2 protein-coding genes (1 of these 2 only partly in view) are annotated in these 21,302 nt (G+C 70.7%); both read right to left on the bottom strand.

Annotation, left to right across the window (positions count from 1 at the left end; all coding sequences use genetic code 11):
* A protein-coding gene (locus ACF8O7_RS26905) for a non-ribosomal peptide synthase/polyketide synthase (protein WP_392444829.1) crosses the window boundary here: on the bottom strand, window positions 1-11,337 show its 5' portion. The gene continues 7,191 nt to the left of window position 1, outside the view; the window shows 11,337 of its 18,528 coding nt (coding positions 1-11,337); it begins with the start codon at window positions 11,335-11,337; the stop codon falls past the left edge of the window.
* Complete coding sequence (locus tag ACF8O7_RS26900) at window positions 11,337-21,302, bottom strand: non-ribosomal peptide synthetase (protein WP_193616006.1); 9,966 nt, start codon at window positions 21,300-21,302, stop codon at window positions 11,337-11,339. The genes ACF8O7_RS26905 and ACF8O7_RS26900 overlap by 1 nt, the downstream gene beginning before the upstream one ends.

Genomic DNA, 21,302 nt, shown 5'->3' with positions numbered 1-21,302 from the left:
CTGCACCGATTGCGCCCATTGCGTCAGCAGCGCCCATTCGTCCCGGTCCAGCAGCTCGATATCGCAGGCCGGCAACGCAGGCGTTTCGGCCAGGGCCGCAACAATGCCTTCCACGGCGGCCAGCATGTAGGCGCACAGGCGCTGCGCGCCCACGGCCTTGCTGGCCTGCCCGACCAGGCGAAAGCCCTGGCCCAGGTCATCGATGGACATGTCCACCGGGTAGTTGGTGCGCTCCTGCCCGCCCAGGGCCGTCATGCCCTCCCACGCGCCCGAGGCTGCGTCCGCTGCGGCGCCCTCTTGCGGGGCCACGCTGTAGCGGTAGTTGAGCAGGGCCGAGAACAGCGGCGTTCCCCCCGCCAGAGCGCTGCAGCGCTGCGCCAGCGACAGCGTGGCGTGCTCGTGGTGCATCAACCCCGTCAGCCCCGCATGCGTCTCTTGCAGGCACTCCTGCACGCTGCGCCCGCCCAGCCGTATGCGCAGCGGCAGCGTGTTGATGAACATGCCCAGCGCACTGTGCGCGCCCTCCCCGCCCTGCATGCGGCCAAAGAGCACGGTGCCAAACACCACATCATCCTTGCCCGTGGTCCTGCCCAGCACCAGCGCCCAGGCCAGGTGGAACAGGCTGGCCGCACTCACCCCATGGCGCTGCGCCTGCCGGCGCAGCTCGCGCGACAGCGGTGCATCCAGCGCAAGCCTGGCCTCCTCCACCGCGCTGCCGTCGCCCTGCACATCCAGCAGGCCAAACGGCGCCGTGGGCTCATCCACATCGCCGAGCATGGCGCGGAAGAAGTCCTCATGCTCGCTGGTGCTCACGCCCAGCCGGGCCTGGGCCACGAAGCGCCTGAACGGCAGGGGCCTGGGCAACTCCGCCTCGCGGCCCTGGGCCATCAGCGCGATCTCCTCGACGATGCGCTCCAGCGTCGTGTGGTCCAGCACCAGGTGGTGGGTCAGCAGCTGCAGCAGCCAGCGGCCGTTGCGCGCATCCTGCGCCGCCACGGCGCGGATCATGGGCGCGCGGCGCACATCGATGCGCTGCACGCGCGGGTCCAGGCGCTGCTGCAGTGCGGCGGCCACATCGCCTTCGCCCTCGCTTTCACCAGGCTCCAGCCAGTCGAGCAGCACCTGCGCCTGCCGGCAGACCACCTGCACGGGCTCGGCCAGCCCTTCCCACAGCATGGCCGTGCGCAGGATGTCGTGGCGTGCGATGACCTGATTGAGCCGTTGCACAAAACCCAGCAGCCGCTCGCGCGTGTCGAAGCCCAGCAGCGTCGGCGTGGCATAGGCATCGCCCTGCTGGTGCAGGGTGTGGTGGAACAGAATGCCTTCCTGCAGCGGCGCCAGCGGATAGATGTCCTGGATGTTGGCCGCGCCACCGGGCACGGCGGCCTCGACCCGCGCGATCTCCTGCACGTCCAGTGCCACCAGTGTCAGCATGTCGGGCATGATGGCCGTGCAGCCTTCGGGAATGCCATTGGGCGGCACCTGCACCTGGGCGGCGTCGTCCGCCTGCATCAGCTGCGCCGCAAAATCCGCCAGCTGCGGATGCTGGAACAGGCTGCGCACCGAGGCCGACAGGCCATGCGCGCGCATGCGTTCCAGCATGCCCATGGCCAGCAGCGAGTGCCCGCCCAGCTCGAAGAAGTTGTCGCGCCGCCCCACGCGGTCCTGCCCCAGAAGCTCAGCCCATATCGCCGACAGCTGCTGCTCGACCCCGTTGTGCGGCGGCTCGTATCCACGCTGCGCCCATTCGGGCTGCGGCAGGGCCTTGCGGTCCACCTTGCCGTTGGCATTGAGCGCAAGCGCAGGCAGCACGACGATGGCCGAAGGCTGCATATAGTCCGGCAGCCGCCCGGCCAGCGCCTGGCGCAAGGTTTCGGCCAGCCCCGCATCGGCGTCCGGGCCGGCCACATAGGCGACAAGGCGTGCGCCCGCCGCGCCCGACGTGGCTTGTGCCGCGACCACCACGGCCTCGCGCACGCCGGGCTGAGCCAGCAGATGGGCCTCGATCTCGCCCAGCTCGATGCGCAGGCCGCGGATCTTCACCTGGTGGTCCAGGCGCCCCAGGTACTCGATCTGGCCCTCGCCGTTCCAGCGCACCAGGTCGCCCGTGCGGTACAGCAGGCCGCCCTGCGTGTCCAGCGGGTCGGCCACAAAGCGCTCGGCCGTCAGTGCGGGGCGGTTCAGATAGCCGCGCGCCAGGCCCGTGCCGCCCAGGTACAGCTCGCCGGCCACGCCCTGTGGCGCCGGCCGCATGGCGCAGTCCAGCACATAGGTGCGGATGCCGCTGATGGGCTGGCCGATGGGAACCTGGCGCCGCCCGTCGTCGCGGCAGCGCCAGTGGGTGACGTCGATGGCCGCCTCGGTAGGGCCATAGAGGTTGTAGAGACCGGCTCCGGGCAGGAGCCTGAAGACGGCGTTCTGCGCCTCGGCCGGCAGGGCCTCGCCGCTGCACAGGATGCGCCTGAGGCCCGTGCATGCTGCAACGCCCGCGTGCGCCACAAAGGCCTGCAGCATGGAAGGCACGAAGTGCACGGTGGTGACGCCATGGCCCGTGATCAGCGCCACCAGCCTTGCGGGGTCACGGTGATCGCCAGGCGCGGCCATCACCAGCCGGGCGCCGGCCATCAGGGGCCAGAAGAACTCCCAGACCGACACATCGAAGCTGAACGGTGTCTTTTGCAGCACGGCGTCCGAGGCATCGAGCGCATGGGCCTGCTGCATCCAGGCCAGCCGGTTGTGCAGGGCCGCATGCCGGTTGGCCGCGCCCTTGGGGCGGCCCGTGGAGCCCGAGGTGAAGATCACATAGGCCAGATGCTCCCCATGCACGGCAACCACGGGGTTGCGCTGAGATTCACCGGCCAGATCGATGCGGTCGATGTCCAGCCACTGCAGATCCTCGCCTGCGGGCAGGCGCTCGCGCAGCGCGCTGTGGGTGAGCAGGCGCCGCACGGCGCCGTCTTCGATCATCTGCGCCAGCCGTTCGGGCGGGTGATCGGGGTCCAGGGGCACATAGGCGCCACCGGCCTTCATGATGGCCAGCAGGCCCACCACCATCTCGATGGACCGCTCCATGGCGATGCCGACCCGGGTCTCCGGCCTCACGCCCAGGGCCATCAGCCGGTGTGCCAGCTGGTTGGCGCGGCGGTTGAGCTGGTCGTAGCTCAGCACCTGATCGCCAAAGACCAGCGCCACGGCGTCCGGCCGTGCCTGGGCCTGGCGCTCGATCAACCGGTGCACAGGCTGCATCCCTGGTTCGGTTCGGGCGCCCAGGCTCCAGGCCTGCAGCTGCGCCCATTCCTTGCCGTCCAGCATGTCCAGCGCCGCAGCCTCCAGGCCGGGCTCGCTTTCCAGCGCGTGGACCAGGGAGGCCACGGCCGCCGCCATGTATCCACACAGCCGTTCAGCCCCCAAAGCAGCATCGGCCTGGGCCACGATGCCAAAGCCTTCGCCCAGGTCATCGATGGACACGGTCACGGGGTAGTTGGTGCGCTCCTGCCCGCCCAGCGCCGTCATGCCTTCCCATGCGCCCGAGGCTGCGCCCCCCTCCTGCGGCGCCGCGCTGTAGCGGTAGTTGAGCAGGGCCGAGAACAGCGGCGTTCCCCCCGCCAGAGCGCTGCAGCGCTGCGCCAGCGACAGCGTGGCGTGCTCGTGGTGCATCAGCCCCGTCAGCAGTTCATGCGTCTGGCGCAGGCATTCCTGCACGCTGCGGCCGCCCAACCGTATGCGCAGCGGCAGCGTGTTGATGAACATGCCCAGCGCACTGTGCGCGCCCTCCCCGCCCTGCATGCGGCCAAAGAGCACGGTGCCGAACACCACGTCGTCCTTGCCCGTGGTCCTGCCCAGCACCAGCGCCCAGGCCAGGTGGAACAGGCTGGCCGCACTCACCCCATGGCGCTGCGCCTGCCGGCGCACGCTGCGCGCCAGGGGCTCATCCAAGGCCAGCCTGGCCTCTTGCACCGCACTGCCGTCGCCCTGCACATCCAGCAGGCCAAACGGCGCTGTGGGCTCATCCACATCGCCGAGCATGGCGCGGAAGAAGTCCTCATGCTCACTGGTGCTCACGCCCAGCCGGGCCTGGGCCACGAAGCGCCTGAACGGCAGGGGCCTGGGCAGCTCCGCCTCGCGGCCCTGGGCCATCAGCGCGATCTCCTCGACGATGCGCTCCAGCGTCGTGTGGTCCAGCACCAGGTGGTGGGTCAGCAGCTGCAGCAGCCAGCGCCCGTGGGGCGCATCCTGCGCCGCCACGGCGCGGATCATGGGCGCGCGGCGCACATCGATGCGCTGCACGCGCGGGTCCAGGCGCTGCTGAAGCGCGGCGGCTACATCGCCTTCGCCCTCGCCCTCGCCCTCGCTTTCACCAGGCTCCAGCCAATCGACAAGCACCTGCGCCTGCCGGCAGACCACCTGCACAGGCTCGGCCAGCCCCTCCCACAGCACGGCCGTGCGCAGGATGTCGTGGCGTGCGATGACCTGGTTGAGCCGTTGCACAAAGCCCAGCAAACGCTCCCGCGTGTCGAAGCCCAGCAGCGTGGGCGTGGCATAGGCGTCGCCCTGCTGGTGCAGGGTGTGGTGGAACAGAATGCCTTCCTGCAGCGGCGCCAGCGGATAGATGTCCTGGATGTTGGCCGCGCCACCGGGCACGGCGGCCTCGACCCGCGCGATCTCCTGTGCGTCCATCGCCACCAGCGTCAGCATGTCGGGCGTGATGGCCGTGCAGCCTTCGGGGATGCCGTTGGGCGGCACCTGCACCTCATGCCGGGGCAGGCCCTGCTCGCGGCGCAGCGCCAGCGCCAGATCCGCCAGCCGGGGGTGCTGGAACAGCGTGCGCACCTGCGTCACCCAGCCCTGGGCGCGCATGCGCTCCAGCAGCTTCAGGGCCAGCAGCGAGTGCCCGCCCAGCTCAAAGAAATGGTCGTGGCGCCCCACGCGCTCCACGCCCAGCACCTCGCTCCAGAGTGCGGCCAGACGCTGCTCGCCGTCGCCCACGGGCGCCTCGTAGTGCAGGCTGGCCAGCAGTTCAGGCTCGGGCAAGGCGGCCCTGTCCACCTTGCCATTGGCATTCAGGGGAAGGCGGTCCAGCACCATGATGGCGGCCGGCACCATGTAGTCCGGCAGTTCAAGGGCCAGGCGCTCGCGCAGTTCGGTCGCCGTGACCTGATGCCCCTCATGCGCCGAGACATAGGCCGCCAGGTGCATGCCCGCCGGGCCCTTGCGGGCCACAACCACGGACTCCCGCACCTGGGGCTGGGCCAGCAGCCGGGCCTCGATCTCGCCCAGCTCGATGCGAAAGCCCCGGATCTTCACCTGGTGGTCCAGGCGCCCCAGGTACTCCAGCTGGCCTTCGTCGTTCCAGCGCACCAGGTCGCCCGTGCGGTACAGGCGGCCGCCGCCCTGGTCGAACGGGTCGGCGACGAAGCGCTCGGCGCTCAGGCCGGGCCGGCCCAGGTAGCCCTGCGCCAGCGCCTGCCCGCCCAGATAGAGTTCGCCGGCCACGCCTGCGGGAACCAGTCCCAGATCCTGGCCCAGCACCAGGGCCTTGGTCGCGCTGACGGGGCGGCCGATGGGGACCGGGCTGCGGCCATCGTCGCGGCAGGTCCAGTGCGTCACGTGGATGGCGGCCTCGGTGGGGCCATAGAGGTTTTGCAGGCTGACGCCGTGCAGGCGGCGCAGGGCTTCGCGCTGTGTCTCGGCCGGCATGGCCTCGCCGCCGCAGATCACATAGCGCAGGCGGGTCTCCTCCTCGATGCCCTCATGGGCCAGAAACGCCTGCAGCATGGCCGGCACGAAGTTCAGCGTGGTGATCTGGTGGCGGCGGATCAGCGCGACGATGCGCTCGGGATCGCGGTGGTCGCCGGGCCGGGCCACCACCAGGCGCACGCCCGCCGTCAGCGGCCAGAAGATTTCCCAGGCCGAGACATCGAAGCCGAAGGCCGCCTTGTGCAGCACCGCGTCGGCCCGCGTGAGCCGGTAGTGGTCCTGCATCCAGGCCATGCAATTGGACAGCGCGGCATGCCGGTTGGCCGCCCCCTTGGGCCGGCCGGTGGAGCCCGAGGTGTAGATCACATAGGCCAGATGGTCGCCATGGACCGCCACTCCGGGATTGTGGTCAGGCCCTGCGTCCAGGTCCAGATCGTCGAGCTCGACCACGTTCAGCGCCTGCGCGAACGGCAGGCGCTCGCGTGCCTTGCGCTCGGTCAGCAGCAGGGCAATGCCGCTGTCCTGGGCAATGTAGGCCAGGCGGTCCACCGGGTACTCCATGTCCAGCGGCACGTAGGCGCCGCCGGCCTTGAGCACCGCCAGCAGCCCGGCCACCATGTCCACCGAGCGCTCCAGCGCAACGCCCACGCGCACGTCCGGCCCCACGCCCAGGGCCATCAACCGGTGGGCCAGCCGGTTGGCACGGGCGTTGAGCCGGGCCGAGGTCAGCGCCTCGTCGCCATGGACCAGGCAGACGGCATCGGGCTGCTCCCGCACGCGGGCCTCGAATTCCCGGTGCACGGGCAGGGCCTCGGGATGGGCCTTTCCATTGAGGCTCCACTGCAGCAGCCTGTCCCGTTCATGCGCGGGCAGCACCGCAATCGCGGTCACGGGCTGGCCGGGGTCGCGCGCCAGGGCATCGGCCAGGCCGTCCAGCGCCTGGTGCATGTAGCCGCACATGCTGTGGGCATTCACCGCATCGATCACATGCGCGATCAGCGTGAAGCCCTCGCCCGTGTCGTTGACCGACAGGCCGAACGGGAAGTTGGTGCGCTCGTGGCTTTGCAGTATCTGCACGCCGCTCCAGGCATCACCGGCGTCCGCGTCCTGCAGCGCCGTGTGCCGGTAGTTGAGCAGGGCCGTGAACAGCGGCGCCCCGCCGGCCAGGCCGCTGCAGGACTGGGCCATCGACAGGCTGGCATGCTCGTGCTGCAGCAGGTCCGTCAGCGCGGACTGGGTCTGGCGCAGGGCCTGGGCCACGCCACATCCGGCCAGGCGAACGCGCAGCGGCAGCGTATTGATGAACATGCCCAGCGCGCGGGCCGCGCCCTGCTGCGCCTGCATGCGGCCAAACAGCACGGTGCCGAACACCACGTCGTCCCTGCCGCTGGTCCTGGCCAGCACCAGGGCCCAGGCCAGGTGGAACAGCGCGGCGGCGCTGACGCCGTGGCGCCGGGACTGCTGCCGCAACCGGGCGGCAAGGCCGCCGTCAAGCACCTGCCGCACCTCGTTCGTGCGCGCTCCGTCGCCCTGGACATCCAGCAGCCCGAAGGGCGCCGTGGGCTCCTGCACATCGCCCAGCATGGTGCGGAAAAACGCCTCATGCCCGGCCATGCCCTCGCCCGAGCGCGCCTGGGCCACGAACTGGCGGAACGGCAGCGGCCGGGGCAGCGCGCTGGAGCGGCCCTGCTGGATCAGCGCGATCTCACCGATCACCTGCTTGAGCGTGGTGTTGTCGTCCACCATGTGGTGGGCCAGGATCTGCAGCAGCCAGCGCTGGCCCGGCGCGTCGTGCGCGGCCACCAGGTGGATCAGCGGCGCCTTGCGCAGGTCGATGCGGTAGCCGTGGGCGCAGGCGGCCAGCCGGGCCAGCGCGTCCTGCGATGGTGCCGCTGTTCCGCCCTCCTCCAGCCAGGACAGCGGCAGGCGGGCCTGCCGGCAGACGACCTGCACGGGCGTCGCCAGGCCCTCCCAGAACACGGCCGTGCGCAGGATGTCATGCCGCGCGACCACCTGGTCAAAGCTCTCGGCAAACCGCTGCAGCCGCTCGCGCGAGTCGAAGCTCAGCGTGTGCGAGGTGACATAGGCATCGCCCTCGGACTGCAGCAGGTGGTGGAACAGAATTCCCTCCTGCAGCGGCGCCAGCGGGTAGATGTCCTGGATATTGGCCGCGCCTCCCGGCACCGCCGCGGCAATGCGAGCAATCTCATCTTCATCCAGCGCCACCAGGGTCAGCATGTCCGGCGTGATCGCCGTGCAGCCTTCGGGGATGCCGTTGGGTGGCACGTCGATCTCGCCGGCCACCTCCTCCCCTTGCTCACCCTGCTGCTCCTGCTGTTCCTCCAGTACCGCCTGCGCAAACTCCGCCAGCCTCGGGTGCTGGAACAGCGTGCGCACCTGCACGCGCAGGCCCTGGGCGCGCACGCGCTCCAGCAGGCCCAGGGCCAGCAGCGAATGCCCGCCCAGCTCGAAGAAGCCGTCCTGTCGGCCCACGCGCTCCACGCCCAGCACCTCGGCCCAGATCTTCGCCAGCGTTTCTTCGAGTTCACCTTGCGGTGCCTCGTATTGCTGCGCACTCGCCATCTCCGGCTCGGGCAGCGCCTTGCGGTCCACCTTGCCGTTGGCCGTCAAAGGCAGGGCATCGAGCACGACGATGGCCGAGGGCACCATGTAGTCGGGCAGCGCCTGGCCCAGGCGCTGCTTGAGCTGGCTTTCCTCCACCGCGTCACGCAGGGAGACATAGGCGATCAGCCTTGCACCATCCTTGGCCAGCACCACCGCCTCGCGCACCTCGGGCTGGGCCAGCAGCTGCGACTGCACCTCGCCCAGCTCGATGCGGAAGCCCCGGATCTTGACCTGCTGGTCGGCACGGCCCAGGTATTCGAGTTCGCCCTGCGCACTCCAGCGCACCAGGTCGCCCGTGCGGTACAGGCGTTCGCCCGTCTCGCTGAACGGGTTGGCAATGAAGCGCTCTGCCGTCAGCCCTTGCCTGTTGAGATAGCCGCGTGCCAAGCCCTCGCCCGCCACATACAACTCTCCCGCCACACCCTGCGGCAGCAGGTTCAGGCTGCCGTCGAGCACGTACAGGCCCAGGTCCGGAATCGCCACGCCCACGGGGCTGCGTCCGCCGTCCAGATCCTTCTGGATGATCTCCCGGTACGTCACATGCACCGTGGTCTCGGTGATGCCGTACATGTTGATGAGCTGCGGGGCCTGCTCGCCAAAGCGCTCGAACCAGGGCCGCAGGCTCTCGGGCTCCAGCGCCTCGCCGCCGAAGATCACCTGGCGCAGCGCCAGGCCAGCGCCGCCCTGCTCGTTCCCATCTTCCTGCTCCACCGCATGCACCAGCTGCCCGAAGGCCGAGGGTGTTTGATTGAGAACCGTTACGCGCTCCGCACGCAGCAAAGCCAGGAAGTCCTGGGGCGAACGGCTGACCCAGTACGGCACCACCACCAGCCTGCCCCCAGTGCACAGCGCACCAAAGATCTCCCAGACCGAGAAGTCGAAGGCGTAGGAGTGGAACAGGGTCCAGACATCGTCAGGCCCGAAGCCGAACCAGGCATCGGTGGCATCCAGCAGCCGCGCCACGTTGCGGTGGCTCAGTTGTGCGCCCTTGGGGCGGCCCGTGGAGCCCGAGGTGTAGATCACATAGGCCAGGCTGTCTGCCGAGACTTCAACCTGCGGATCGGTATCGGGTTCGCCCGACAGGTCCAGCATGTCGATCTCCAGCACCTGCAGCGCAGCAGCGCCCGGGAGGCGCTCACGCACCGCAGCCTGCGTCAGCACCAGAGAGATCCCGCTGTCGGCCACCATGTGCGCCAGCCGGTCGGCAGGGTAATCCGGGTCCAGCGGCACATAGGCGCCACCGGCCTTGAGGATGGCCAGCAGGCCGACCACCATCTCCACCGAGCGCTGCATGGCAATGCCCACGCGCGTCTCCGGGCGCACGCCCAGGGCGATCAGACGGCGGGCCAGGCGGTTGGCCTGGGCGTCGAGTTCGGCGTAGGTCAGTCGTGCGGACTCGCAGGTCAACGCCACCGCATCCGGCCGTTGCTGCGCGCTTGTGGCAAAGCGCTGGTGCAGGCAGGCGGGCTGCGCAGGGTTGAGCGCAGGTCCATTGCGTGTACTGCGGCGCGCACTGCGGTCCAGAAGCTGCGCCTGCTCATCGCCGGGCAGCAGTTGCACCTGGTCCAGCGCGCACTGCGGCGCATGCGCCAGCGCCTGCAGCAGCAGCGACAGATGCGCGCCCATGCGCTGCACCGTGGCCGGCTCGAAGCGCTCGCGCGCATAGGCAAAGCCCAGCTGCAGGCTGCCGTCGGCGCGGCGGCTGGCGTGCAGGGTCAGCTCGAACTGGGCGGCCAGGCCGTCCAGCTCCAGCTTCTGGATCTCCAGGCCCGCCAGGCCGGCCGCCTCTTCGTGCTGGTAGTTCAGCATCACCTGGAACAGCGAGCTGCCGTCCAGGCTGCGGCGCGGCTGCAGTGCCTCGACCAGTTGCTCGTAGGGCAGGTCCTGGTGGGCCAGGCCCAGGCGGACCCGCTCGGCCAGTTGGGCCAGCAGCTCCTGCAGGCGCATGCGGGGATCGAGCCGGCCACGCATCACCAGCGTGTTGACGAAGAAGCCGACCAGCGGCTGGGCCTCGGGCTGGTTGCGGTTGGCCACGGGCACGCCCACGCGGATATCGGTCTCGGCGGTATAGCGGTGCAGCAGGGCCTGGAAACCGGCCAGCAGCGCCACGAAGAGGGAGGTGCCCTGCTCGCGGGCGCGCTGCTCCAGTCCGGCCACCAGGCTGGTGGGCAGCTCCAGCCGGTGCCAGGCGGCATGCCAGCGGGTCTCGGCGCCCGGCGCGCGGGCATGGTCGGCGGGCAGCTCCAGATGCAGGTCCTGACCACCGGCCAGCTCGGGCAGCCAGTAGTCCAGCAGGCGCTGCCTTTCCCCGGCCTCCAGCCAGTCGCGCTGCCAGGCGGCGTAGTCGGTGTAGGCAATGGGCAGCGGCGGCAGGCGGGTCGGGCGCTGCTGCACCAGTGCCGCGTACAGGCCGGCGAATTCCTCCAGCAGGATCTGCATGGAGCGGCCGTCGGAGATGATGTGGTGCATCACCACCACCAGCAGGTGCTGGCGGCTGTCCAGGCGGACGGCGGCCACGCGCAGCAGCGGGCCGCGCGTCAGGTCAAAGGGCGTGAGGCACAGGCGCTCGGCTTCGGCCAGGGCCCGTTCGCGCCGCTGTGCTGCAGGCAGGGAGCTGAGGTCGATCAGCGGCAGCTCCAGGGCCAGCTGCGGCACGATGCGCTGCCGCGCCAGGCCGTCGGGGCTTTCCTCGAACACCGTGCGCAGTCCGCCGTGGCGCTCCAGCAGCACGCCGAACGCCTGCCGCAAGGCCGCCAGATCCAGCTCGCCATGCATCCACGAGGCCTGGGCGATGTGGTAGGCCGAGCTTTGCGGGTCCAGCTTCCACAGGAACCACTGGCGCAGCTGCGCATGGGACAGGGCTTCGGTCTGGTCGGGCGATGGTGCGCGCACCGGGATGGGGAAATGCGAGAGATCCAGTCCCTCGGCCCGGATCTTTTGCAATGCCAGCGTGCGCTGGGCAGGGCTCAGGCTTGCAAAGCGCTCGGCGATTTGGCGCAGGCGGCCACGGTCCATCAGATATCTCCCAGAGTTTCGAGAAAGGAATCCAGCGCATCGAGCGCCTGCGCATCCGCGCCTGTCGTGCCTGTTGCACCCGCAGCACCCGCGCTGCCATGGGCCGGCAGGCGCACCAGGCCTGCCATGTCCTGCAGCACCGGGGTGCGGAAAACGTCCTGGGCGGTCAGCCCCGCAGCGCCTGCCCCCTGCAGCCGCGCCAGCAGTTGCACCACCTTGAGCGAGTGCCCGCCGCGCTCGAAGAAGCTGTCGCGGCGGTCCACGCGGCCACCGCCCAGCAGCTCGGACCAGAGCCCGGCCAGCATTTCCTCGGCCTGCCCCGAAGGCGCCTCGTAGGACTGCCCGGCCGGCGCCTGCGCCGCAGGCAGCGCGGCACGGTCCACCTTGCCGCTGTTGTTCAGCGGCAGCGTGTCCAGCACCACGATGGCGGACGGCAGCATGTAGTCGGGCAGGCCGCTGGCCAGTCTTGCGCGCAGTGCCGCAGCGTCCAGGGGAGGGCCTGCATGCAGTGATGCATGCAGCGGTGCATATAGCGACGCATGCAGCGATGCATGTAGAGATACATGCGCCACAAGGCGCGTATCACCGCCGGACCCCGCTGCCGTGACCACGGCCTCGCGCACCTCGGGCTGGGCCAGCAGTGCGGCCTCCACCTCGCCCAACTCGATGCGGTGGCCGCGGATCTTGACCTGGTGGTCCAGCCGGCCCAGGTATTCGAGCGCGCCATCGGCATTGCGGCGCACCAGATCGCCCGTGCGGTACAGGCGTTCGCCAGCCGCGCCCGGTCCCGCGAAAGGGTCGGCCACAAAACGCTCTGCGCTCAGGCCCGGCCGCTGCCAGTAGCCGCGCGCCAGGCCCTGGCCGCCAATGAACAGCTCCCCGGCCACGCCTTGCGGTACGCAGCGCAGCCCTTCGTCAAGCACCAGCAGCCGGGTGGCCGCGATGGCCTGGCCCAGCGTGGCGGCATCGCCCTGCACCTGCTGCAGGCTGGACCAGATCGTGGTCTCGGTCGGGCCGTAGAGGTTCCAGAGGTCCACGCCCGCCGCGCGCAGCAGGGCGATCAGGTCCGGCGCAAGCGCCTCGCCGCCGCACAGCGCCTTCAGCGGCCGTGCCGCCTTCCAGCCACCGGCCAGCAGCAGGCGCCAGCCCGAGGGCGTGGCCTGCATCACGCTGGCGCGGCTGCGCTCCAGCAGCGCCGCCAGCGCGGCCGCGTCGCGCACCTGTTCGCGCCCGGCCACCACCAGCTGCGCGCCCACGGCCAGGGGCAGGAAGATCTCCAGGCCCGCAATGTCGAAGGACACGGAGGTCGTGGCCAGCACCACGTCCTGCGCCTGCAGGCCCGGCTGTGCCGCCATGGACTGCAGGAAGTTGGAGAAGGCCGCATGCCGCACCACCACGCCCTTGGGCCGGCCGGTGGAGCCCGAGGTGTAGATCACATAGGCGGCCTGGTCGCCATGCACCTCGACGCGGGGCGCGCGTTCCGTGCCTGCCTGCGGCCCTGGCTCCCTTGCCTCCACTGCCTCCGGTACCTCCAGCGCCTCCAGCTCCAGCACCTTCGGCACGCTGGCGGCGAGCACGGCCAGCCGGCCCGGCGCCAGGCCCGAGGCCAGCACCAGGCAGGCCCCGCTGTCCTGCAGCATGTACTGCATGCGCTCATCGGGCAGCGCCGGATCGACGGGCACGTAGGCAGCGCCCGCCTTGAGGATGGCCAGCAGGCCGGCCACCATGGCGGCCCCGCGCTCGGCCACCAGGCCCACGCGCTGCCCGGGCCGCAGCCCCTGGGCGATCAGGGCCTGCGCCAGGCGGCTGGCCCGCCGGTCCAGATCGCCGTAGCTGAACACCTGCCCGTCCGCGGCCAGGGCCGGGGCCTGGGGCCGCTGCCTTGCCTGCGCCTCGAACATGCGGTGCACCGGCAAGGCCTGCGGCCAGGACCGGGGGTTGCCGGCCTGCGCCAGCAGCGCCTGGCGCTCGGCCGGGGGCACCACGTCCAGCGTGCGCAGGTCACGGCCGGGCTGCTGCTGCAGCGCCTGCACCAGCGCCTGCAGGGCCTGCTGCATGTAGGCGCAGACGCGCCCGGCCCCTACGCTGCGCACCACCTGGGCGACGAGCACAAAGCCCTGGCCGTCGTCATCCACGGCCATGCTCACGGGATAGTTGCTGCGCTCGGGGCGGCCCAGCACCTGCACGCCGGCCCGGGCCAGCTCTTGCGCAGCACCCTCTGCCGCGCCATGCCGGTAGTTCAGCAATGCGCTGAACAGCGGCGTTCCCGCAGGCAGGCCGCTGCAGCGCTGGGCCAGCGACAGGCTGGCATGCTCGTGCTGCAGCAGCGCCGCAAGCGCCGCCGCCGTGCTGCGCAGGCCCTGGAGCACGCTGCCTTCGCCCAGCGGCAGGCGCAGCGGCAAGGTGTTGATGAACATGCCCAGCGCCTGCTGCGCACCGGCGCCGCCGTCCATGCGGCCCATCAGCACGGTGCCGAAGACCGGCTCCTGCCTGCCGCTGGTGCGGGCCAGCACCAGCGCCCAGGCCAGGTGGCAGAGCGCGGCGGGGCTGACCCCGTGCGCACGCGCCTGGCCGCGCATGCCCTGGGCCAGTGGGGCGTCCAACCGCAGGCGGGCCTCCTCCATGCCACGGCCATCGCCTTGCACGTCCAGCAGGCCGAAGGCGGCCGTGGGCTCCTGCACATCGGCCAGCATGCGGCGGAAGAACCGCTCGTGCGCCTCGGCCGCCACACCCTGGCGCGCCTGCGCCACAAAGCGCCGGAAGGGCACGGGCACCGGCAGCTCGGCCACGCGGCCCTGCTGAAGCCGCAGCACTTCCTGCAGCAGCAGGTCCAGCGTGATGCGGTCCATCACGAGGTGGTGACTCAGCAGTTGCAGCAGCCAGCGGCCTTGCCCGGCATCGTGCGCGGCCCGCGCCCCTATCATCGGCGCCTGCCGCACGTCCAGGCGCAGGTCGTGGCTGCGCAGTTGCTCCAGCATCTGCGGCACCAGTGCCTCATGTGCCTCATCCGCATCAGGCCACTGCAGCTGCAGCGGTGCCTGGCGCAGCACCACCTGCACGGGCTCGGACAGCCCCTCCCAGAGCACGGCCGTGCGCAGGATGTCATGGCGCGCAATCACCTGGTTGAGGCTGTGCACGAAGGATTGCAGCTGCTCGCGCGCCCCGAAGCTCAGCAGGTTGGGCGAGACGAACACATCGCCCCCGGACTGCAGCAGGTGGTGGAACAGAATCCCCTCCTGCAGCGGCGCCAGCGGGTAGATGTCCTGGATATTGGCTGCGCCACCGGGCACCGCAGCGGCAATGCGTGCAATCTCATCTTCATCCAGCGCCACCAGGGTCAGCATGTCCGGCGTGATCGCCGTGCAGCCTTCGGGGATGCCGTTGGGTGGCACATCGATCTCGCCGGCCACCTGCTCACCCTGCTGCTCCTGCTGTTCCTCCAGTACCGCCTGCGCAAACTCCGCCAGCCTCGGATGCTGGAACAGCGTGCGCACCTGCACGCGCAGGCCCTGGGCGCGCACGCGCTCCAGCAGGCCCAGGGCCAGCAGCGAATGCCCGCCCAGCTCGAAGAAGCCGTCCTGCCGGCCCACGCGCTCCAGGCCCAGCACCTCGGCCCAGATCTTCGCCAGCGTTTCTTCGAGTTCACCTTGCGGTGCCTCGTATTCCTGCGCACTCGCCATCTCCAGCTCGGGCAAGGCCTTGCGGTCCACCTTGCCGTTGGCTGTCAAAGGCAGGGCATCGAGCACGACGATGGCCGAGGGCACCATGTAGTCGGGCAGTACCTCGCCCAGCCGGTCCTTGAGCAGACCCTCTGTGATTTCTGCATTCAGCGACACATAGGCGATCAGTCTGGCGCCGCCCGCCCCCTCCTTGGCCAGCACCACCGCCTCACGCACCTCGGGCTGGGCCAGCAGTTGCGACTGCACCTCGCCCAGCTCGATGCGGAAGCCCCGGATCTTGACCTGCTGGTCGGCACGGCCCAGGTATTCGAGTTCGCCCTGAGCGTTCCAGCGCACCAGATCGCCCGTGCGGTACAGGCGCTCGCCCGTCTCGCTGAACGGGTTGGCAACGAAGCGCTCTGCCGTCAGTCCTTGCCTGTTGAGATAGCCGCGTGCCAAGCCCTCGCCCGCCACGTACAGCTCCCCGGCCACGCCCTGCGGCAGCAGGTTCAGGCTGCCATCGAGCACATACAGGCCCAGGTCTGGAATCGCCACGCCAACAGGGCTGCGACCACCCTCCAGATCCGCCTTGGTGATCTGCCGGTACGTCACATGCACCGTGGTCTCGGTGATGCCGTACATGTTGATGAGCTGCGGGGCCTGCTCGCCAAAGCGCTCGAACCAGGGCCGCAGGCTCTCGGGCTCCAGCGCCTCGCCGCCGAAGATCACCTGGCGCAGCGCCAGGCCAGCGCCGCCCTGCTCGTTCCCATCTTCCTGCTCCACCGCATGCACCAGCTGCCCGAAGGCCGAAGGCGTTTGATTGAGAACCGTTACGCGCTCCGCACGCAGCAAAGCCAGGAAGTCCTGGGGCGAGCGGCTGACCCAGTACGGCACCACCACCAGCCTGCCCCCCGTGCACAGCGCGCCGAAGATCTCCCAGACCGAGAAGTCGAAGGCGTAGGAGTGGAACAGGGTCCAGACATCGTCCGGGCCGAAGCCGAACCAGGCATCGGTGGCATCCAGCAGCCGTGCCACATTGCGGTGGCTCAGTTGCGCGCCCTTGGGTTTGCCTGTCGAGCCCGAGGTGTAGATCACATAGGCCAGGCTGTCCGGGTTCACATCGACCTGCGGATCGGTATCGGGTTCGCCCGACAGGTCCAGCATGTCGATCTCCAGTACCTGCAGCGCAGCAGCGCCGGGAATGCGCTTGCGCACCGCAGCCTGCGTCAGCACCAGAGAGATCCCGCTGTCGGCCACCATGTGCGCCAGCCGGTCGGCAGGATAGTCCGGGTCCAGCGGCACATAGGCGCCACCAGCCTTGAGGGTAGCCAGCAGTCCCACCACCATCTCCACCGAGCGCTGCATGGCAATGCCCACGCGCGTCTCCGGACGCACGCCCAGGGCGATCAGGCGGTGGGCCAGGCGGTTGGCCCGGGCGTCGAGTTCGGCGTAGCCGAGAACGTGGTGCTCGAAGGACAGCGCCTGCGCCCCGGCCCGCGCCAATGCCTGGCTGGCGAAGCGGCCGTGCAGCGTCTGCGCTGCGGCCGGCCGGCAGGCAGGAAGGGCAGCGGCGCGGCCCCATGCCTGCTGCCTGTGCAGTTCGGCCGCGCCCAGCAAGGCGACCTCGCCCACCTTGCGGGCCGGATCATCGGCCAGCGCCTGCAGCATGGCCACATAGTGGCCGGCCAGTGCGCCGATGGTGGTGGCCTCGAACAATTCGCGGGCATAGGTCAGGCGCAGGTGCAGGCGGCCCTGCGCATCCTCGGTGGTGTCCACGGTCAGCTCGAACTGGGCGCCCTGGCCCTGCAGCGCATATTCCTGCAGCTCCAGCCCAGGCAGTTGCTGCAGCGCGCTGCGGTCCTGGCGCTGGTGGTTGAACAGCACCTGGAACAGCGGCTGGGTGCCGGCGTTGCGTTCGGGCTGCAGCGCCTCGACCAGTTGCTCGAAGGGCAGGTCCTGGTGGGCCTGCGCGCCCTGGGCGGCCTGCCGGGCCTGGTCCAGCAGTTGCGCCAGGCCCATGCGCCCGTCCAGCGTGGCGCGCAGAACCTGGGTGTTCACGAAAAAGCCCACCGTGCCCTGCGTTTCCACCCGGTGGCGGTTGGCAATGGGCACGCCCACGCGAATGTCTTCCTGGCCCGTGTAGCGGTGCAGCACGGCCTGCAGGCCCGCCAGCAGCAGCACGAACAGCGTTGCGTCCTGCGCCTGGGCGCGGCGGCGCAGGCTGCCGACCAGTTCGGCCGGCAGCTGCAGGCCATGGCTGGCGGCCACATGGTCCGCGCCGGGCCGGCGCGGGTAGTCGGTGGGCAGTTGCAGCACGGGGTGCGTGTCGCCCAGCTGGGCGCGCCAGTAGGCCAGTTGCCGCTGCCGCTCGCCGGCCTCCAGCCACTGGCGCTGCCAGGCCGCGTAGTCGGCGTACTGCAGCGGCAGGGGTGCGGCCTGCGGCACCTGTCCCTGGCACCGTGCGCGGTACTGCTGCACGAATTCATCCACGATGATCTGCATGGACCAGCCGTCGGAGACGATGTGGTGCATGGCCACGACCAGCAGATGCGCCTCGGCCGACTCCCGGATCAGGCCCACGCGCAGCAGCGGCCCGGCCTGCAGGTCGAAGGGCTGGCGGTGCACGGCAGCCGCCGCCTGGTGCAGTTGTTCCTGGCGCTGCGCAGCGGGGAGTTCGGACAGATCCTTTTGCTCGACCCGCACACCACCCTGTGCGGCGATCACCTGCACCACCTGCCCGTCCCCGCCCATGCGGAACACCGTGCGCAGCGACTCGTGGCGCGCCACCAGCGCGTCGAAGCTTTGCTGCAGCGCCAGCACATCGAGCGTGCCCAGCAGACGCAGCGCGCCGCTGATGTGATAGGCCGTACCGGCCGGCTCCAGCTGCCACAGGAACCACTGGCGCATTTGCGCAAAGGACAACGGCAGCGGGCCACTGCGGTCGGCCCTGGGCAGGGGCGCCGCGCCTTCGGTCTGCTCGGCGCCAGCGACCGGCCCCTCCACCAGCCGTGCCACACCCGCCGGCGTCTTGCCCGTGAACAGCTGCTTGGGCGTGAGCTTGACGCCGCGCTTGCGGGCGCGCGCCACCAGCTTGAGCGCGAGGATGGAGTCCCCGCCCAGCGCGAAGAAGTCGTCATGCCGGCCCGCGCGCTCCAGGCCGAAGAGGTCGGCCCAGACGGCGGCCAGCGCCTGCTCGGCCTCGCCTTGGGGCGCCTCGAACAGATCGGCGGCCGCCTGCTCCGGCACGGGCAGGGCCTTGCGGTCGATCTTGCCGTTGGCCGTCAGGGGCATGCCTTCCAGCACGGTGATGCTGGCGGGCACCATGTATTCGGGCAGCGCCTGCGCCAGCGCGGCGGCCCACCCCTGCCTGTCGGCGGGCACGCCGGCCTGGGGCACGGCATAGGCATGCAGCTGCATGCGCCCGTCCCCACCGCCCTCCCCGTCCAGCCGCGCCACGACTTCGGCCTGGGCCACGCCGGGCACGGCCTGCAGCGCCAGCGCCACCTCGCGCAGCTCCACGCGGTAGCCGCGCACCTTCACCTGGTCGTCCATGCGGCCCAGGAACTGCAGGCCGCCATCGGCCAGCATGGTCACGCGGTCGCCCGTGCGGTACAGGCGCTCGCCCGGCTGGAACGGGCTGGCCACGAAGCGCTCTGCCGTCTGCCCGGGCCGGGCCTGGTAGCCGCGCGCCAGGCCCGGCCCGCCCAGGTACAGCTCGCCGCTGGCGCCCCGAGGCACGGGCTGCAGGTCGGCATCCAGCACCAGGGCGCGGCTATTGGCCAGCGGCCTGCCCACGGGCAGGCTTTCGCCGCCGCGCAGCGCCTCGTCCGCCTCCTGGGTGAGGATGCCCACCGTGGTTTCGGTGGGGCCGTAATGGTTGAGCACGCGGCAGCCGGGCCTGAGCGCGGCAATGCGGTCGATCAGCGGCCAGCGCGTGGCCTCGCCGCCCAGCACCAGGCGGCTGGCAGGCAGCACGTCAGCGGGCATGCCGGCATTCAGCAGCCCCTGCAGATGGCTGGGCACGATCTTGAGCACGTCCACGCGGTGCTCTGCCATGTAGCGCGCGAAGCCGTCGGGGTCGAAGGCCAGTTCGGGCGCCATCAGATGCAGCGCGCGCCCCGAGCACAGCGCGCCGAACAGCACGGTGTGCCCCAGGTCCGCAGCCACGGTCGAGACCATGGCCATGCTGCGCGCCGCATCGGGCAGGTCCAGCCGCTGCAGCACGGCCTGCACATAGTGGGCCAGCGCCCCGTGGCTGACGACCACGCCCTTGGGCTGCCCGGTCGAGCCCGAGGTGTAGATCACATAGGCGCCCTGTGCGGAATGCGGCGGCGCAGCCGGCGGCGCCTGCCCCGCAATGCACGGGTCCTGGCAGGCATTCGGGTCCAGGCTCAACACGGGAACGCCCGCGTCCCAGGCGGGCGCCTGCTGGCAGAGCATCAGCACCGCGCCGCTGTCGCGCAGCTGCCAGGCCAGCCGCTGCGCCGGCAGGCCGGGGTCCAGGGGCACATAGGTGCCACCGGCCTTGAGCACGGCGAGCAGGCCCAGCACAAAGGCGCAGCTGCGCTCGGCATGCAGGGCCACGCGCACATCGGCCCCCACGCCGCGCGCCACCAGGGCCCGGGCCAGCTGGTCGGACTGCCGGTCCAGCTGTGAATAGTCCAGGGCCGAGCCCGCGTCCCTGACCGCCGTGCCATCGGGCTGGGCCTGCACGGCGCGCGACCACAGCTGCAGCACGCTGTCGGCGCCAAAGGCCTGCACCGGGCCTGCAGACTCCGACACGCGGCCTGGCAGTGACAGTTCGCCCAGCCTGGGCTGCCTGTCGCTGATTGCGCCGCTGACCTGCCGCGCAAGGTCCTGGAACGCGGCGGCCATGTCGCGCACCACGGCTTGGTCGAACAGTTCATCGGCGTAGATCAGCACGCAGTCGATGCCGTCCTGCCGGTCGGTGAAGTCCAGGCTGAGGTCGAAATGCGCCTGGCCGCTGGAGACGGCCTGCATGGCGATCTCCAGGCCGGCGATGTGGCGCGCGGCCGAGGCATCCTCCTGCTGGGTGCACTTGACCTGGAACAGCGGGTGAACGCCCGGCTGGCGGGCCGGCTGCAGCGCCTCGACCAGCAGGTGGAACGGCAGGTCCTGGTGGGCCTGCGCGCCCAGCACCGCCTCGCGCACCTGCGCCAGCAGCGCGCCGAAGTCCTGCGCGGGATCGATGTGCGTGCGCAGCACCAGCAGGTTCAGGAAGTAGCCGATCAGCCCATGCGTCTCGGCCTTCTGGCGGTTGGCCACGGGCGTACCCACGCGCAGCTCGCGCGTTCCGCTGAAGCGGTACAGCACCAGCTTGAGCAGGGCCAGCATCACCATGAACAGCGAGGCGCCATGCGCGCGGCCCAGGGCGCGCACGCGGGTGGCCAGCGCGGCGGGCAGCGTGAACTCCAGGCGCTGCTCCTGTGCCTCCTGCACGGCCGCCCTGGCCTGCTTCATCGGCAGGGCCAAGGCCTCGTGCTCGGTGCCCAGCCGGGCGCGCCAGTAGACCAGCTGCCGCTCGCGCTCACCGGCATCGAACCAGCGGCGCTGCCAGACGGCGTAGTCGGCGAACTGCAGGGCCATGGCCGGCAGGCGCGATGGCTGCTGCGTGCGCAGGGCCTCGTACAGGTGGAACAGTTCCTCGACCACGATGCCGTTGGACCAGCCATCGCCAGCAATGTGGTGCAGCGACAGGCCCAGCACATGCTCCTGCGCGCCCAGCCGGCACAGGACGGCGCGCAATGGCGTTTCCGTATCCAGCGCAAAGGGCTGGCGGGCCAGCAGCAGTACCTGGCGCTGGGCCTCGGCCTGCGGATCGCCGTCCGTCCATGCGCCCAGATCGACGTGGCGCAGGGGCACGGGCGCGGCGGGCTGGATGGACTGCCGGGGCTCGCCGTCCTCGCCGGCCGGATAGCAGGTGCGCAGGATCTCGTGGCGCTCGGCCAGGGCCTGCAGCGCCTGCTCCAGCGCCAGCGCATCCAGCGGCCCCTTGAGCGACAGCGATCCCACCATGTTGTAGGCGGGGCTGGCGGGCTCCAGCCGCCAGGTGAGCCAGAGGCTGCGCTGCGCGGGGGACAGGGCAATGGCCAGCGTGCGGTCGCAGCGGGTGATGGTGTGGGCCGTGTTGCGGGTGTCGCCGTCCGGCAGGCCACCTGCGCCACCTGCGCCACCTGCGTCGGATGCAGCGGGTGCGCCGGATGCACCCCGAAGCCTCAGGGCCAGTGCGGCGCGCTGCGCATCGGACAGGCGGGACTTGCGGGAATCGAGATCGTTCAGGGACAT

Source organism: Delftia sp. WSY_16 (assembly GCF_043104415.1).
Classification (GTDB): Bacteria; Pseudomonadota; Gammaproteobacteria; order Burkholderiales; family Burkholderiaceae_C; genus Comamonas; species Comamonas tsuruhatensis.
This window is presented reverse-complemented; position numbering and strand designations above follow the sequence as displayed.